The organism is Aquimarina rubra (genome assembly GCF_042684305.1).
GTDB lineage: Bacteria > Bacteroidota > Bacteroidia > Flavobacteriales > Flavobacteriaceae > Aquimarina > Aquimarina rubra.
Genome location: NZ_JBHULE010000008.1, coordinates 357,851 through 374,756 on the forward strand (window position 1 = coordinate 357,851; position 16,906 = coordinate 374,756).

The 16,906-nt window shown below is 34.1% G+C and carries 14 protein-coding genes; 4 read left to right on the plus strand and 10 right to left on the minus strand.

Annotation, left to right across the window (positions count from 1 at the left end; genetic code table 11):
• Positions 1 to 194: 194 nt before the first annotated feature.
• Both porQ and cmk read left to right on the plus strand, forming a co-directional pair.
• A complete protein-coding gene (gene porQ / locus ACFSR1_RS05860; RefSeq protein WP_378290564.1) occupies positions 195 to 1,211 on the plus strand; it encodes a type IX secretion system protein PorQ in 1,017 nt (338 codons plus the stop codon).
• Positions 1,211 to 1,912 carry a (d)CMP kinase gene (gene cmk / locus ACFSR1_RS05865; RefSeq protein ID WP_378290566.1) on the plus strand — a complete coding sequence of 234 codons (702 nt, stop codon included), beginning with the start codon at positions 1,211 to 1,213 and terminating at the stop codon, positions 1,910 to 1,912. Before porQ ends, cmk begins: the two co-directional genes overlap by 1 nt.
• Positions 1,913 to 1,934: 22 nt before the next feature.
• On the opposite strand, the gene ACFSR1_RS05870 is transcribed toward cmk, so the two are convergent.
• From ACFSR1_RS05870 to ACFSR1_RS05880, 3 genes are all read right to left on the minus strand, one after another.
• Entirely contained in the window at positions 1,935 to 2,255 is a 321-nt protein-coding gene (locus ACFSR1_RS05870) for a hypothetical protein (RefSeq protein ID WP_378290568.1), read from the minus strand.
• 237 nt (positions 2,256 to 2,492) lie between these two features.
• Complete coding sequence (locus ACFSR1_RS05875) at positions 2,493 to 5,807, minus strand: reprolysin-like metallopeptidase (protein ID WP_378290570.1); 3,315 nt, start codon at positions 5,805 to 5,807, stop codon at positions 2,493 to 2,495.
• A 310-nt stretch (positions 5,808 to 6,117) separates the two neighbouring features.
• On the minus strand, positions 6,118 to 6,495 hold the full coding sequence (locus ACFSR1_RS05880; RefSeq protein ID WP_378290572.1) for a LysM peptidoglycan-binding domain-containing protein: 378 nt from the start codon (positions 6,493 to 6,495) through the stop codon (positions 6,118 to 6,120).
• Between the two features lie 151 nt (positions 6,496 to 6,646).
• Here ACFSR1_RS05880 and ACFSR1_RS05885 point away from each other — a divergent pair, with 151 nt between their 5' ends.
• Entirely contained in the window at positions 6,647 to 7,444 is a 798-nt protein-coding gene (locus tag ACFSR1_RS05885; protein WP_378290574.1) for a tRNA pseudouridine(38-40) synthase TruA, read from the plus strand.
• Positions 7,441 to 8,079 carry an MOSC domain-containing protein gene (locus ACFSR1_RS05890; RefSeq protein ID WP_378290576.1) on the plus strand — a complete coding sequence of 213 codons (639 nt, stop codon included), beginning with the start codon at positions 7,441 to 7,443 and terminating at the stop codon, positions 8,077 to 8,079. The genes ACFSR1_RS05885 and ACFSR1_RS05890 overlap by 4 nt, the downstream gene beginning before the upstream one ends.
• A gap of 1 nt (position 8,080) precedes the next feature.
• Here ACFSR1_RS05890 and ACFSR1_RS05895 read toward each other — a convergent pair whose 3' ends face one another.
• From ACFSR1_RS05895 to pulA, 7 genes are all read right to left on the minus strand, one after another.
• On the minus strand, positions 8,081 to 9,121 hold the full coding sequence (locus ACFSR1_RS05895) for a 2-dehydropantoate 2-reductase (protein ID WP_378290578.1): 1,041 nt from the start codon (positions 9,119 to 9,121) through the stop codon (positions 8,081 to 8,083).
• An 8-nt stretch (positions 9,122 to 9,129) separates the two neighbouring features.
• Entirely contained in the window at positions 9,130 to 11,253 is a 2,124-nt protein-coding gene (gene recQ / locus ACFSR1_RS05900) for a DNA helicase RecQ (protein ID WP_378290580.1), read from the minus strand.
• Positions 11,254 to 11,312: 59 nt separating this feature from the next.
• Positions 11,313 to 12,644 (minus strand): cytochrome P450, encoded by a 1,332-nt coding sequence (locus tag ACFSR1_RS05905; RefSeq protein WP_378290582.1) that lies wholly within the window; start codon positions 12,642 to 12,644, stop codon positions 11,313 to 11,315.
• Positions 12,645 to 12,820: 176 nt separating this feature from the next.
• The gene (locus ACFSR1_RS05910; RefSeq protein ID WP_378290584.1) at positions 12,821 to 13,192 is read right to left on the minus strand and encodes a VOC family protein; all 372 of its coding nucleotides are present in this window, start codon (positions 13,190 to 13,192) and stop codon (positions 12,821 to 12,823) included.
• Positions 13,193 to 13,553: 361 nt separating this feature from the next.
• Complete coding sequence (locus tag ACFSR1_RS05915; RefSeq protein ID WP_378290586.1) at positions 13,554 to 14,141, minus strand: DoxX family protein; 588 nt, start codon at positions 14,139 to 14,141, stop codon at positions 13,554 to 13,556.
• A 240-nt stretch (positions 14,142 to 14,381) separates the two neighbouring features.
• On the minus strand, positions 14,382 to 14,834 hold the full coding sequence (locus ACFSR1_RS05920; RefSeq protein WP_378290587.1) for a pyridoxamine 5'-phosphate oxidase family protein: 453 nt from the start codon (positions 14,832 to 14,834) through the stop codon (positions 14,382 to 14,384).
• A 59-nt stretch (positions 14,835 to 14,893) separates the two neighbouring features.
• Positions 14,894 to 16,879, minus strand: coding sequence for a type I pullulanase (gene pulA, locus ACFSR1_RS05925; protein WP_378290589.1), 1,986 nt, complete (start codon positions 16,877 to 16,879; stop codon positions 14,894 to 14,896).
• Positions 16,880 to 16,906: the final 27 nt, after the last annotated feature.

Consider the following 16,906-nt stretch of genomic DNA (forward strand, 5'->3'; position numbering starts at 1 on the left):
AATTATTATTTGTTTGTTATTTATTTTGTTCCCTTTTTTGTTGATATTGATTCCGAATATTAGCAAAAAATGACATAGAATGACCTTTTAAAACATTATCATGGAGAGTCTTGGAGGTTTTATTTTATATCCTATAAAATTTTTGGCGCTAACTATCGTTTTCCAGATAGTTTCTTTTATTTTTGCTGCTAATGATGCGTAAATACATTTTTTTGGTAATAATCCTTTTTACCACTTTTACCTATTCACAAATAGGAGGAAGATATACTTACCAATTCTTAAATTTGGTTTCTTCACCAAGACAAGCTGCACTTGGCGGTAAGTATGTGACTGGGTATAATATGGATCCAACATCCGCAATGCTTAATCCAGCTGCAATAAATATTGAAATGGATAATCAATTGGCTGTAAATTACGTGAATTACATTGCAGATGTCAATTACGGTTCTGTATCATATGCCAAAGCATTTGGAGAAAAGAGGCGAGTATTTCATGCTGGAATTACGTATATCAACTATGGCAAGTTTGATGGATTTGATGAATTTGGTAATGAAACTGGTGATTTTGGAGCAGGTGAGGTTGCTATATCTGTTGGGTATGGATATGCAATTCCTAATTCAAATTTTCACGTAGGAGCAAGCGGAAAATTTATTTCTTCAAAGTTGGAACAATATACGTCATTAGGTGGCGCATTAGATCTTGGAGTAATTTATCATAATCCAGAGTCAAAGTTTGATTTTGGTCTTGCGGTACGTAATCTTGGTACGCAATTTACAACCTATGAGGATACCAGAGAAGATTTACCGTTATCTGTAGATATGGGTTTTGCACAAACACTGAAGAATGTACCTATCCGATGGAACTTTACATTAGAGAATTTACAGGTTTGGGATGTGGCATTTCGGAATCCTGCACGAGATATTACAGATCTTGAAGGAAACGTAGAAGCCGATGACCCTAGTTTTTTTAATAACGCATTACGTCATGTAGTAGTTGGACTAGAGTTTTTTCCTGAAAGCGGATTTAATATTCGTTTAGGGTACAATTTCAGAAGATCAGAAGAATTGAGAATAGTAGATCAACGATCTTTTGCAGGACTTAGTGGTGGTTTTTCTCTTAAGCTCGGCAAATTTAGATTTGCTTATTCCTACGCACGTTACAATTCTGCTGCTTCTTCGAGTACTTTTGGTGTAAACGTAAATCTTCAGTAGTGAATAAAAAAATTATCATAGCAATAGACGGTCATTCTTCTACAGGAAAAAGTACAGTAGCAAGACAATTAGCTAAAGAACTTGGTTACATCTATGTAGATACTGGTGCTATGTATCGTGCTGTCACATTATATGCAATGCGAAAATGTTATATTGATAAACATCATTTTAATAGAGAAGCATTAGAACGTTTTCTACCTTTTATTAATATCAAGTTCGAAGTCAATTCTAAAACAGGATTAGCCGAAGTGTTTTTAAATAATGAGAATGTTGAAAAAACAATACGAAAACTGGACGTGTCTAATTTTGTAAGTCAAATTGCAGCTGTGTCGTTGGTTCGTAAAAAACTAGTAGAACAACAGCAACTCATGGGCAAAGATAAAGGGATCGTAATGGATGGGCGTGATATTGGCACGGTTGTTTTTCCTGAAGCAGAACTAAAGTTATTTATGACAGCAACTGCAAAAGATAGAGCAGAACGTAGATATAAAGAACTTATTGACAGAGGAGAAAAAGTTACATATGAAGATGTTCTAAAGAATGTTGTCGATAGAGATCATATAGATAGCACAAGAAAAGATTCTCCTCTTCGGAAAGCTGAAGATGCTATAGTTATCGATAATTCTAACCTTACTCTTAACGAGCAATTTAGTCAAATTCTTAACATAGCTAAAAACGTTATTGAAGGAAAAGCTAATTAGGGTATATCAGTCAATTCAAATATTATTCTGAATATTTAGGTTCTCTCAGTTCGTGGAAGGTCATTTTTCCCTTTACCCATTCTATAAGCTGCTTTTGTTTGTTATCTTCGGTAACTAGTAGTACTCTATTAAGAATAAGAGTTTTATCTTTAAATGTATACCTTAATGGAATGGTCGTATCCGCAACAGCATATAAAGGAGTTTCTTTAAGGATTTTATACTCCTTGCCATTGTTCATTACGACAGATTTTTTAGACTCGTAAATAATACTGGTTTTAGATAAAGATTGCCCATATCCAGATATTGATAATATTAAGAAGAATGAAAATAAAATCGATTTCATAATTATTATAGATTTGGGATATTACGGTAAAACCGCAAAGTTACACATTTTATTGTTTTTGACCAGTACTTTTAAATAAACACAGGAATTTTATATTTTTTTTATGATATAGATTTTTATTTTTGGCGTGAAGAGGTATTAAAAAACCATCAAAACTAATAGCTTTGATGGTTTTAAAAATTCTTCTGTCAAATAGATAGTGGTAATCCTATCATCTGATCAATTATAATCGATACGCTACTTTATGATAATTGCATGATTAGATAATTTTCCTGCTATATCTAAAGAAAGAATGTATGATCCAGTCTGAATACCATTCACATTAATTATTTTATTCGTCACATTTCCTTGTGATACTCTTCTTCCTTGAAGATCATATAATGTGTAAGCTGTTTTTGCATTCGGAGTAACAATATTAAGTATACCATTCGAACCAACAGGGTTCGGGTAAGCACCAATCTGTATGGCTTCTGTAGTAGTAAAACTTTCTACTTCAGGTCCTCTTGCCGAACCTCCAACAGAAAATGTTGTTGACTCAGATCCTCCAAATGCTCCACCAGAAGCTAAGGTAGTACTGCCTGCAGTAAGAGCATAAGATCCATTTCCGTAAGAGCAGCAGATACCATCTCCATAAGAATCATTTATGGTAAAAGTATATGATCCTGCATTAAGGCATTCTGTCACGGTAATGGTTGATCCATCTGGTTGAGAACCATAAGTTCCACCAGAAGCAACTACTTGATTACTGCTATTTACAATTTGCCAGCTTGTTTCTTCTGGATAATTATCTAATGTAATTGATAAAGTAACATCAGTACAAGAAGGAGGTGTTACAGTTCCTGTAGTTAAACTAATATCGTCTACTGTCATATCACCGGCCCAGGAGGAGCTTGTAATACCGTTAAATCTAAGTTGAACTCCTGCACCTGTAAGCGACGCTAAGTCCACACTTGCTGACTCCCAAGAATTTCCTTGGTTACCTGATTTAGACCATAAAGAAGTCCATGTTGCTCCATTATCATTACTGGCTTCTAAAGTTAATGTCCCCATACTACTTCCATACATATGGTATTGAAATGTAAAAGTAGCTTGAGAAGTTCCGGTTAAATCAAAACAAGGAGAGTTTAAAATAGCTCTTTTGTTTGGATATCCATTTCCATTACCCGATGCTTCGATGTACATATAGAAAGATCCTTCAGTTGCGCTAGATGGTCCAGTATTACGAGATGGAGTTCCATTAGCATCTCTTGTCCAGTTGATATCATCACCAGAAGCCTGTGACCAGCTGCCTAATCCGGTTTCGAAACCTTCACTATAAGGAAATGAAGAAATACCGCCGGTACAACCTGTATTAGGAGTTCCTGCTTCTGTAGTTACATTTACCGTATTACTGAAACTAGATTCATTTCCAGCAGCATCTTTAGCTTTTACTCTAAAAGAGTATGCAGTTTCTGGAGATAATCCAGTCGCGGTATATGATGTACCTGCAATGGTAGCAACTACTGTATTTCCTCTATAAACATCGTACCCTGTTACCGCTACATTATCGGTAGATGCATTCCAAGATAAATCTGTAGTACTAGTGGTAGTATTAGAAGCGGTTAAGCTTGATGGAGTAGAAGGAGCTTCAGTATCTGGAGTTACAACACCAGAGATTTCAAAATTAGTATTAGAAATATCAAAGAAAATATTTCCTGATCCTTTTACCATAATTCTGTTCTGAGTACCTTGAACATTTGGTACAGTAATGTTATGTGAACCATCATTAGGTACTCCTGTAGCTAATGCTATTGGATATGTATCTCCACCATCTGTTGATAATAAGATATCTACATTGGCAGCGTTAATTCCGTTTCCTGTAGTACCTGCTACATCCCAAGTTACAGTTTCGATAGCATTTGCAGACCAGCTTACATTTGTATTTGGTGAATTTACCACAAAAGGTCCTGCATTAGCAGTAACACTAACACTCATATCGTCACTGTTGTTTCCAGCTCCACCAGCTCTATTGTCTCTAACAGTTAATCTAAAGTTTAATGTTCTGGTTACATTTGGAACAGCTTCCCATTGCCAGGAAGTAGCTCCAGTCTTTACAGTAGATAATCTAGGAAAATATCTTTTATTAGAGGTTGTCGGGTTAAAAGATCTAAAGGCTACACCAGAAGTTCCTGTAACACTTGGATATGTAGTAGCAGCATTGTTTTCATCTCTTTGTTCCCAGCAATATGTTAGAACATCACCAGAATTAGCATCAGATGCCTGACCTTCAAGAACAAATGGAGTTCCTCTTGGTATGGTGTGGTTTGATCCGGCATTAGCCGTTGGAATTGAATTACCTGTATTTGTGTTTGTTTGGCAACTTGTAGATTTCACATAGTTAGTTACCTGTTCAATAGAGAAAAAGTGAAAATATGGATCACTATTCTGCTGTACATCAGTAGCTCCGGTAATTCCTGCATATCCCATGATCGTTGTTCCACTACCTGGTTCAAAATGCGCGTTAGTACCTTCATTTCTGAATGAGAATGTGTGATTTGCTCCAAACTGATGTCCAATTTCGTGAGCTACATAATCTACATCAAAAGCATCTCCTACAGGAGTACTTCTGGAAGTAAATGCACTTCCTTTACTACCATTTACACATACACAACCAATACAACCTGCATTACCATTATCACCGGCTTTGGCAAATAAGTGTCCTATGTCGTAGTTAGCTTCTCCTATTACGCTTGTAAGCGTAGATTGAAGTTGGCTATTGAAACTTCCAGTATATGGATCTGTACTTGGATTTGTATAAATAACATCATCAGTGTTTCCGATAACAACCATGGTTACAGCAAAATCACTTTCAAAAATACCGTTAACACGAGTCATTGTGGTGTTAATAGCAGCCAAAGCTCCTGCTTTAGTCCCTCCGTGAAACTGAGTATACTCTCCATTAGTAGAAACTGCAATACGGTACGTTCTTAAAGTACTATCATCTGCATTTTTATTGTTAAATGAAGCAGCATTGCTTAAGTTAGGTGTGTTTCCATCAACTAAACATTCAAATTTCTCAATACTAGCAGATTTTTGGTCTCTGGTATAGATGGTATATATTGAACCATCTAAAGAAATAGGCTCAATAAATACTGCAGCATCGCCACCTAAACGCATACTTTGCAATCCTAAGGGAGAAACACTAAATCGAACTCTGGCAGTAGGGTTATCTATACTTTGACCTGCGTAAGATTTAATACCTGGGTATTTTGCAGAAAGCTCATCACTAAATACCGGTGCTTCCATGACTCTATATGACTCCATTGTTCCATCTGCATTCGGCAAAGGAATAATAATGGAAGATGTTGAAGATTTCCCTCTTAATGGAGAATCCGCTAACATTTTTTGAATGCTATTTACATCTAAGTTAAAAAGAGTGTTTGTAGGTAAGTCCTTTTTTGTAGAGATTACATTAGAACTTTTAAGATTTGTGTTGGTTCTCGTCCAAGGATTTTGAGAGAAACCAAGGCTTATCATGAATAAGCCCATGATCAAAGATAATCGTGTTTTCATATTAATAATAAATTGAGTTAGCAGCGCCAAATGTAAAAATATTTTTAATATAAATGTGAAATATTTAACAATAAAACAATAATAAGTTAATAATTAAACACATTTTAATAAATTAATAGCTATAAAAGTGTCAATTCTGTAATCTTGGAATCATATTTTTAATTTATATTATCATATTGACAATGTTAAATTACCGAGAAAATGATAATGGTTGAATGAAGTGGAATTGGGTTACACACAAATGAGGGTCAAAAAAAGACCGCCAAAAAGCGGTCTGAATATAAAAGTATGTTTTGTTTTTAAATGTATCTTATAGATTAGGGATAATCAATTCCTGATCAGGATGAATAACATCTGGATTCTTCAGAATATGTGTATTCGCAGCAAAAATTTCTTTATACTTCATAGGATCTTTATAATAGTGCTTTGCTATTTTACTTAAAGATTCACCACTTTTTACAGTATGTCTATGATATACAGAAGTATCTGCTACATCTATATCCGCTTCTATATCAGAAGGAGCTTCACCACCAATTTCCTTTATTTTATCCCAAAGTTGATTTTTTTCGTATTGAGTATTAGCAGTTCCCTTTACTTTAAGAACTCCATTGTCTTCAGAAACATCACCGTTTTGTATATTTAATTCTTGTCCAAGATCTAAAACGTCTTGATATTTTGCTTTAACCATAACTAAGTTGATTTTTTAAATTATTAATTAGATTTACCCAAATATAATAATTTATAAAGTTGGATTTATATAATTTCTTGATTAAAAAACATCTTATAATCGATGAAATGCATAATTTATCTATATTCGAATACTTATAAATAAAGTTAATATGTTTCGAAAACGATTCTACTACCTTATTCAACTTCAATATTTGGGTTTTAGATATCATGGTTGGCAAAAACAACCTAATGTAAATACCTTGCAACGTATGGTAGAACGTACTACCAACTATGTATTGGATACTAAAGATTTTAAAGTATTGGCTGCCGGTCGCACTGATGCAAAGGTTTCAGCTAATGAAGCATATATTGAACTATTTGTAGATCATAAACCTCTAGAGTTAAAAGTTTTTTTTGATTTGTTTAATCAAAATCTACCACAAGATATAAGAGCTATTAGTATACAAGAAACAGATGAGCAATTTAATATCATACAGCATCCTAAAATAAAAGAATATATATATCTTTTTGCTTTTGGTAAAAAGTTTCACCCTTTTAGTGCACCATTTATGTATAATGTTATGGAAGTGCTAGATATTGATCAGATGATGAAAGCTGCAAAATTGTTTGAAGGAAAGCATAACTTTAGATCGTATTGCCATCGACCCAATGAGAATACAATAGTGCACGGAGAAATTATACAATGCGAAATTGTAAAAAACACTTTGTATACAGCCAGTTTTTTTCCTGAGGAGAGTTATATGTTGAGGGTTAAGGGAGAAGGATTCAAAAGAAATCAAATTCGATTGATGATGGGAGCATTATTGGATCTGGGAAAAGGCAAGATTGGTATAGATTTCATTAAACAAACATTGGATCCGGATGCAGAAGAGATTACTTTAGAACATATTGTTCCAGGCTCGGGATTGATTTTGAATTCAGTAACACTTAACAATGAAATACTATGAAAGTAGTATCTACTAATATTGGAGAACCTCAAACTATTTCCTGGAGAGGAAAAGAGGTAAAGACAGGGATCTATAAATATCCTGTTAACAAACCTATCTTTCTTGATACAGAGGACGTAAAAGGAGATTTTGTTATAGATCGAAGATTTCATGGTGGTGTTGACAAAGCATGTTATCTATACGCTGCAGAGCATTACCCATATTGGAAAGAAAAATATCCAGATTTAGATTGGAATTATGGAATGTTTGGAGAAAATCTAACTGTAGAAGGATTTGATGAAAGAGATATTAAAATTGGTGCTATTTATAGGTTAGGAGAAGCTACAGTTCAGATTTCCAGACCCAGACAACCCTGTTATAAGTTAGGAGCTAAATTTGGTACTCAAAAAATTCTGAAACAGTTTATAAATTCATTATTTCCTGGAGTATATGTTAGAGTATTAGAATCAGGCACTGTTAACAAAGGAGATGAATTTATACTTATTGATGAGGCTGATGATGGAGTATCTATTTCTGAGATATATATGCTAATATATCATTATGATAGAAGTAAACATAAAGACCTATTATATAAGGCGCTAAATAATAATTTAGTTTCAGATAGTGATAAAAAGTATTTTGGAAAGTATGTATAAGCTATTTATCCGTACTATTGGAAATAGTTGCTAACAGCTTAGAAGAAGGAATACCTTGATTTTTAATTTCAGAATTTTCAAATGTTTTTATTAGCCGTATAATATTATTGTTGGCGGGACATGCTATATTCATTTCTTTTCCGACGTTTACAATAGCACCATTTAAATAATCGATTTCGGTTTTTTTACCTTGAGATAAATCCCACCACATAGATGTTCTAACCGTAGGGTCTATTGCCATCATTTTGTTAGCCACCAGATTAAACAAAAAATCAGGTAAACTAAGCACAAAAGGTAAATATTTGCCCGGTACTGCTGTCACCTTTGGTAGTTGAATATCTAATGCTCTGGTTACAGAAAGTAATTCTCTCATTAATGCAGCAATAACCAAGCGATAGTTTCTTTGTTGTAACATTGCTTTTACTGGTATGTTAGCCAATGCATTTACGCTATTTCCCAGGTTTAATTGTAGTTTTGCCCATAATAATTCTTTCATTTCCTTTGTTTGGGTAACAGGCATTAGTGAAGTATTTAGCTGTTTGACCAGATTTTCTATTATATTTTCAGTTTTGTAAGTTACTTCTATAGTCAAAGCTCCTTCGGATCCTCGATGCAGGTGACCGGGTTTAATTTCGGCTACGTTAAAAGGTACCATAACTCTTAGAACCGTATTCTGCGGATACTTTTGTTTCATAACTTGATCCGAACCCAATCCATTTTGGCAACATAAGATAATTGTATCCCGACCAACTAATGGATATATATCCTCACTGGCTTGATCAACTCCTGTACATTTTACAGTAACCCATAAAAAATCACAGAATTTATGTTCGTCTTTTTTATTTAAATCTTCAAGGGCTAAGAAATCAAGATTCTTTGCATACACAGTATTATCTAAATAATCGGTTAGCTTTAATCCGTTACTTAGTTTTTTATGAATTAGGGGACGACAAACTAATTTGGTATCACGCCCTAAAGAGGTAAGCCTACCTCCTAAAAAGCATCCAATCAATCCAGCTCCAAATATAATATGTGATTGCATAGATTAGATTAAGTGATTTTTTCTTGGTTTAAAATAGCCAACGCCAATTTTATGGTATTATAATCCATAGCTTGTTCAAAATGTTCGAAATAAGGTTTTAAGGTATCTGGATTGTTAAGCGTTTCCTTTGCTTTTTTCACCGAATTGATATCCTCTTTGCTTACAAATTGTTTCAGATCAATATCTTCACCGTCATTATACAGTTTCATGATATGAGAAAAGATCGTGGATTGTGCTAGTTTTCTTTCTTGTCCAATTTCTTCAATAGATAAACCTTGCTTATATAAATTCAGTGTTTCTTTATAAGAATTTCCTTTGTTTTTATTTGATTTTTTCTTCTTGTTAGTCTTTTCTGCAGAGAAATCAATAATCGCTTTAATGAATTGGTATCCATAGTTCTGCATTTTTAGCTTACCTACACCGCTAATTTGCATAAACTCATCATCACTCATTGGTCTGGACTTTTCCATTTCCTTCAAGGAAGCATCATTAAAAATCTGATATGCAGGAATGCCCGCTTCTTTAGCTAGTTCCAATCGCAATGCGCGTAACTTATCAAATAAAGTATTCGCTGTCACTTTTTTTACTTGTTCGGCAGCAGTTTCCTTCAGCTTGTCAAATTCAGCGAGATTGGCAAGGCTTACTTTTTCTCCTTCAAAAAGTACCTTTTTAGAAAGCGAGGTAAGTTTAAGCTTATTATTTAGATGAAAAGCTATTTCCAAATATCCCTGATTAATCAACTGGATAATATATTGTTGCCAATCTTTCCAGGAAATATCATTGGCAATTCCATAGGTTTTCAGGTTTTGGTATCCTTTGTCAAGTACCACTGCATTTTGTGCTCCTCTAAGCACATCAATTACGGTTCCTATAGGTTCTTCTTCTTTGATTCTAACTACAGTGGATAGTGCCTTTTGTGCGATAATAGTTCCATCGATAAAGCTTGGTGGATTTTTACAAACATCACAATTACCACAATCTTCTTCGATCAATTCTCCAAAATAGCTTAGTAATATTTTTCTCCGACAGCTAAGAGAGTCTGCATATTGCTTCATTCTATCCAGCTTGGCCATTTGCACTTCTTGATTGCCGGATGTGGTAGCAAACTTCTGTAATTGGACAACATCGGCATAACTATGAAAGAGAAGAGTAGAAGAGGGTAATCCATCTCGACCTGCACGACCAATTTCCTGATAATATCCTTCTATATTTTTTGGTAAATTATAATGAATGACCCAGCGCACATTGGATTTGTCGATTCCCATACCAAATGCAATTGTGGCACAAACGATCTGTACATTGTCATTTATAAAACCTTCTTGTACTTCAGCGCGTTTTTCGTGATTGATACCTGCATGATACGCTTCTGCTATGAACCCTTGTACTTGCAATTTTTCTGCGAGCATTTCTGTAGTTTTTCGACTTAAGCAATAGATAATACCTGCATCATTGGGTTTATCCTTTAGGAAATTTATAATTTGTTCAATTCTTTTGTTTCCGGGACGTACTTCTAAACTTAGGTTTTTGCGATCAAATGAGGCTAAAAATTGCTTAGCATTTGGAATATTTAATTGTTCACATATATCTCGTCGTGTAGCTTTATCTGCTGTTGCTGTTAACGCAATAATCGGTGTGTCCGGAAATCTGTTTTTAAGGTATCCAAGTTGCGTATATGCCGGTCTGAAGTCGTGACCCCAAGCCGAAATACAATGTGCTTCATCAATGGCAATCAAACTTATTTCAATTTGAGAAAGCATCACATCCAAAAAACTTAAACTCTCAGGAGCCACGTAAAGCAGTTTAATATCTTTATCAAGAATTTGTTGATAGATTTCCTGTTGTTCTTTTTCATTCTGACTGCTATTTACAAAAGCTGCTTGTACTCCATTGGCTCGTAATCCATCTACCTGATCCTTCATTAATGCAATTAAAGGAGAAATTACTAAGGTGATACCAGGAAGTAGCAAAGCGGGTAATTGATAACAAATTGACTTTCCGCCACCAGTAGGCATAATAACCATATTGTCATTTCTATTGAATACGGAGTCAACGATATCTTCTTGTAAAGGTCTAAAACTATCGTAACCAAAATATTCTTTTAGAGTATGTAGAATTTGTTCTTGTGTTGGCATATGTGCAAAGAAAGGAAAAAAGACACCAAAAAATAAAGGAAAGGATTAGAGCTTATGAACTATCGTTTTATTTTTTTCATTCTCACTGGCAAGCCATCCTCAGGCACTTGCAACGGCACCGGTTTTACCGGCATTTTATATTCTGGATCTACAGACCATTCGTGAGAGAGTAATAATTTGCTGATTACGTATTTTATCTGCATTTCTGCAAAAGCAAAACCTATACAATAATGGGCACCTGCACCAAATGGAGTATAGGTATATGGGCATTTTGTATGTTCACTTCTTTCTTTCGAAAAACGCTCCGGATCAAAACTTGCCGGACAAGACCATACTTCGGGATTATGATGGTTTTGATCAATGTCAACCGAAACATGAGTACCTTCGGGAATATTGTATCCTTTATATTCAAGATTTTTGGTTGCTACTCTTCCTATGGATACCAGCGGTGGATAACGTCTTAAGGTTTCTTTAAGTGCCAGCCCAAATTGTTCTAATTTTCTTAAATCTTTTACTGTGAAATTATCACCGTGTTCTTTATAAAACTCTTGAGCTTCTGTTCTTAATTTTTCTTGCCAATCCGGATATTTAGCAAGAAAATAACAAAAACTTGTTTGAGTACTTGCCGTAGTGTCGTGAGCCGCCATTAAAATAAATATGAGATGATCAACAATTTGTTCATCATTTAAAGAGTTACCATCTTCATTTTTGGCATTTGCAAGTATACTAAAAAGATCTTTTTTTGGATTGTTTTTTCTTTCCGGTAAAAGTTCTTTAAAAAAAGTAACCAAATATTTTCGAGCTTTGATTCCTTTTCCATAGGCAGTAAAAGGAAGTTTAATCGGTAGTGCAGAGCTCGCATCAACGATATCCGTGATTGCTTGATTAATTTTCGTAAACTGTTGGTTTTTATTAATTCCGAAAAATACTTCCAAGGCAATTTCCAGCGTAAATTCTTTTAGTAACGGAAACATTTTTGGATTTGGGTCATTCCAGGTGGATATATGTGCGGGAACAATATTTTTCATCATCTCTAGATATCCTTCCAGAGGTTGTTTCTTAAAAGCTTCTGCTATGATAGAACGATGGTGTTTATGTTTTTCTCCGTCCATTAGCATCAATCCATTCGGAAATAGATCTTTTAGAATCAGATCCCAGGCTTCTTTACTATTAAAATCTTTATCGTGTTCTACCAGCGTATATCGTGCAGCATCTTTGTCATGAAGTGTAGAAATCACCCTATTTAGAATTCTAACCTTATAAAGCTCTCCGTACTTTTTTATTTTTTTCTGTTTAAACTTGTGATAGTCTTTAAAGAAGGATAATAAATCGCCCCAAGGTAAAAATGATGAAGTTTTACCCGGGATTTCTGATAGATCAGAGTTTTTCATGAAAATAGATTTGTGCAATTTGTTTATAAAGCTAATGAAACAAAAACAGATTCGCAGAATACTTTTACCATTTAATCTTCTATATGGTAGAATTTTAATTATCTGAGGTCCGAAACCTTGTCAAAACTACGTTTCAGCTAAGCATTTCGTATGATTATCTTAATTGAGTTGACGATTTAAACATGCTGATCAAGAAGAATTGTATTTCCGTCGGGATCAATTAACACAACACTTCCGGGACCGGTTGAAGTTTCATCAGTTTCTCTCTCTAATTTTAAGCCTTTATTTTTAAGATGTTTTTGAATTTCTCTTACATCATCATAATTTTTAAGAGTATTGGCATTGGTATCCCATCCGGGATTGAAAGTCAAAATATTATTTTCAAACATCCCTTGAAAAAGCCCGACAAGAGCGTCTTCATTTTTCATTATTAAATAATTTTTTTCCAAATCCCCTGCAAATACCTGGAATCCTAAATTCTCATAAAATTCTTTTGATACTCTTAAATCTTTCACGCTCAGACTTATTGAAAATGCTCCTAGTTTCATGTTATATACTTTGTTAGGTTATATAGTTTATTTATTCGTAAAAATAATCCATGGCTTTATTGGCATATGGACCATATGAATTTACAAATATTTTAATAGATACAACGTATTTATTAACTAGAGAAAGAGATTAGTGATACAGGTGATGAATGTATGAGGTGATCATCACCCAAAATAGCATAAAGAAAGCTATTCCACATTGTACAAAAGCTTTTGTGCTAGTTTGTTTTGTTTTATTGTTCATGATTGATGAAAAATTAGGTTGATACCTATAGGTATCAAAACAATGAAATATGTTACACTTTTTTTAATTGTAAATGGTTTTGTGATGCTGATATAACAGGAAGTAATAATTTAATTTTTAATCATTAATATTTTCAAATTCCTCCAAACATGTATCCAGAGTTTTCCCTTCTTTATGAACGCATTGACAAAACTGAAATCCTTCGGTTTCTCTTTCTGTATGTATGAATTGTTTTTTGCAATCTGATAATGAGTTTTTTGGCATTACTTCATGACCATAGATAAATACTAATAATATCAATCCGAAGACAACAGTCACTGTGGTAAAGAATAGAAAAGGAAACTTATTACTATATTTTTTTGGTTTTTCAATGATTCCGTAGTCGGATATTTTTTTAAACGGTAAAATATATTTCAGCCTGTCGTAGTTCCAGACCAGAATGTATACATTGGCAAGTACCATTAATGGTGCAGAAACGAAGGATCCGTCAAATCGAACAGCAAATGAAAGTATGCATATATTTACGATAATCGGGAAATATAGTAATGCTCCTAAAGTTACCGTTCTGGGTATTAATAATAATATTGCTGCAGCAACTTGGGCAATACCAATAAATGTGTAGTAATATCCTGTATGATGGAGTGCTTCTAAATAAGAGCCCATTGGATGATTGGTCGATAATCCACTGGCAAATCGTTCATCCATAATTTTTACCATTCCGGAAATAAAAAAGCCAAGGGCTAATGTAAGCCTACAAAAGATTGAAAAGTACCAATGCCATCTATTTTGCTTAATCTTAAAATAGAACTGGTCAAATTTGGATAGATTGTCCAATTGTTTGGTGTGTTTATTTATAATGACTGACGTTTAAAAGTACTATAAAAATTCTAGATATAAACGTAATGTATTAGTCATCTAAAATCAATATCAGTTTTTTAATTATGCTCATAAGTCATAGGCTTTTTTGGCACTTTCTATTTGTTCTTTTTCGGTGGTTTCGGGGTACAGTATATACTTGGGAGCAATGATTGGTTTTACTTGTTCAATGTTAATTTTTGTAATCGACGCAAATGGAAATTTTCCACCTGTCATTTGAACCAATACTTTTTCCATTAAAGAAAATTCTGAATGAGTTGTACCGATAATTTCGGCTTTTCCCTTTATCTGAAATCCTTTTTGTACTAGGATATCAATAAAGCTAATACAAACATTCATATTTTGCTTAATATTTCTAACAGTTTGTGGAGAGGCAATGTTGGCAACAATTATATAATTTTCTTCATAATAATTAAATATTTCCTTTGGCGAAACATTGGGAATACCATCAGCTGATACTGTGGCAAGCCAGCACAGTACACTCTTGTTCATATATTCCTTTATTTCTGATGTTAGTTGCACATTTATTCCTTTAAGATCTCTAGCAAATAATTGTTATATAAAATTAGTTACATGACGTACTAATTTTGAAACAAAACCATCATCGATATAGGTGGAACAGCAATCTTATTTTTTACGCTTTTCTTTCCTTCTATATCAAAATCATCTCCTGAAACAGCTACTTGCCAATCTCCTATAAGCTGATATGTTGTTGCCTCTGAATTACTATTGTATATAACATAAATGTTTTTCCAGGAATCTCCATTCGCATGATTACTGATCTGATAGCTAATCAATCCACCGTTATCATCTTTAAATTCTAAATTAGCTCTGACATCTTCTGCTTTGGTCATCCTGAATGCCGGATGTGCCTTTCTTAATGCGATTAAATTTTTATAGTAAGTAACCACATCAGTGTTACTATTTTTCCAGTTCCAATCAATTTGGTTGATACTATCAGGTAAATTATAAGAGTTGTGTTCCCCATTTTTAGTACGTAACATTTCTGCCCCGGCGTGCATAAAAGCGATTCCTTGAGAAGTCATTACAATTGCATTTGTCAGTTTTTGCATGGCAATGAGTTGCTCATTGGTAGCATCTTTTCTAGAAATTTTTAATTTATCAAATACCGTATGATTATCATGACAAGAAACGTATGATACAGATTGCCAGGGTTCATTAGCCCAAGGTGCTTTTGAATAATTCACTTTAGCATAATCGATCTGAGGATGTTGGATGGAACCTACAATCCCCATTTTTACAGACTCTTCTTCATTTTTTGCTCCACTCACAAAACCAGTACTTTCTTCTTTAAAAACAGAACCTTTTAATCCGTCTCTTAGATCATCACTAAAAGCTGATACTTGTGGCATCTGTAAAGTATTCTTTTTTAATGCTCTTTTTTCTTCAGGCAGGGGAGAATCTCCTGCAGTCCAGCCTTCACCATATATAAAGATATTTGGATTTATTTTTTTCACAGTTTCGGCTACCTTATTCATAGTTTCGGTATCGTGAATTCCCATCAGGTCAAAACGGAAGCCATCTAAATGATATTCTTTTGCCCAATAGGCTACAGATTCTATAATATATTTTTGAACCATTGCTCGATCAGAAGCCGTTTCATTACCGCAGGCGGATGCATCAGATGGTTTACCATCTTCCCATTGACGATAATAATATCCCGGAACTTCTAAATTAAAGTTAGAATTCTCAGTTCTTCCGGTATGATTATATACAACGTCTAAAATGACACCAATTCCGTTATCGTGAAACGCTTTAACCATTTGTTTGAACTCTTTAATTCTCACCTCGGCATTGTATGGGTCGGATGAAAAAGATCCTTCTGGCACATTATAATTTTGTGGATCATATCCCCAATTAAATTGAGGTGTGTCTAATTTTGTTTCATCGATAGAGTAGTGGTCATAGGTTGGAAGCAGATGTACGTGGGTGATTCCTAAATCTTTTAAATGATCAAATCCTGTTGCTACACTATCAGGTCCTTTCGTTCCTTTTTCTACCAATCCCAAATATTTACCAGGCATGCTTGATCCTGAATGAGGGTGAATTGTCATGTCTCTAATATGCAGCTCATATATTATGGCTTCATTAGGGTATTTTAATTCAATCCCACGATCTTGGTCCCATCCTTCCGGATTAGTAGTTTCAAAATCCAGAACCATAGCCCTTTTACCATTCACCCCAGTAGCTTTAGCATAGATACCAGGAGTTTCTTCTAACCATTCACCATCAATCATAGTCTGATATGTATAGTAAGTGCCGTGAAGATCTCGATTGATTTGGAGATTCCAGATTCCCTTTTCACTTTTATCCAATAAGAAGGTTTCGATAGGAGTCCCTTCACTACCTTTTTTATATAGATGTAATTGTATTTTTTCTGCTACAGGCGACCATATTTTGAAGGTAGTAGCCTCTTTGGAATAATCAAGCCAAAGATCAGCTTCTATTGGAGTAGGATATTCTTCAAAACTAGCATAAGCTATTTTCTTTTCTGAACATGAAATTATAGCAGATGAGATAAATAGATACATGAAAATACGTTTCATACGTTTTTACTTATGGTTTATAAAAGG

Coding starts and splice junctions, on each gene's coding strand:
- porQ (WP_378290564.1), top strand. CDS start 195: ATGCGTAAATACATTTTTTTGGTAATAATCCTTTTTACCACTTTTACC.
- ACFSR1_RS05870 (WP_378290568.1), bottom strand. CDS start 2,255: ATGAAATCGATTTTATTTTCATTCTTCTTAATATTATCAATATCTGGA.
- ACFSR1_RS05875 (WP_378290570.1), bottom strand. CDS start 5,807: ATGAAAACACGATTATCTTTGATCATGGGCTTATTCATGATAAGCCTT.
- ACFSR1_RS05880 (WP_378290572.1), bottom strand. CDS start 6,495: ATGGTTAAAGCAAAATATCAAGACGTTTTAGATCTTGGACAAGAATTA.
- ACFSR1_RS05885 (WP_378290574.1), top strand. CDS start 6,647: ATGTTTCGAAAACGATTCTACTACCTTATTCAACTTCAATATTTGGGT.
- ACFSR1_RS05890 (WP_378290576.1), top strand. CDS start 7,441: ATGAAAGTAGTATCTACTAATATTGGAGAACCTCAAACTATTTCCTGG.
- ACFSR1_RS05895 (WP_378290578.1), bottom strand. CDS start 9,121: ATGCAATCACATATTATATTTGGAGCTGGATTGATTGGATGCTTTTTA.
- recQ (WP_378290580.1), bottom strand. CDS start 11,253: ATGCCAACACAAGAACAAATTCTACATACTCTAAAAGAATATTTTGGT.
- ACFSR1_RS05905 (WP_378290582.1), bottom strand. CDS start 12,644: ATGAAAAACTCTGATCTATCAGAAATCCCGGGTAAAACTTCATCATTT.
- ACFSR1_RS05910 (WP_378290584.1), bottom strand. CDS start 13,192: ATGAAACTAGGAGCATTTTCAATAAGTCTGAGCGTGAAAGATTTAAGA.
- ACFSR1_RS05915 (WP_378290586.1), bottom strand. CDS start 14,141: ATGGATGAACGATTTGCCAGTGGATTATCGACCAATCATCCAATGGGC.
- pulA (WP_378290589.1), bottom strand. CDS start 16,879: ATGAAACGTATTTTCATGTATCTATTTATCTCATCTGCTATAATTTCA.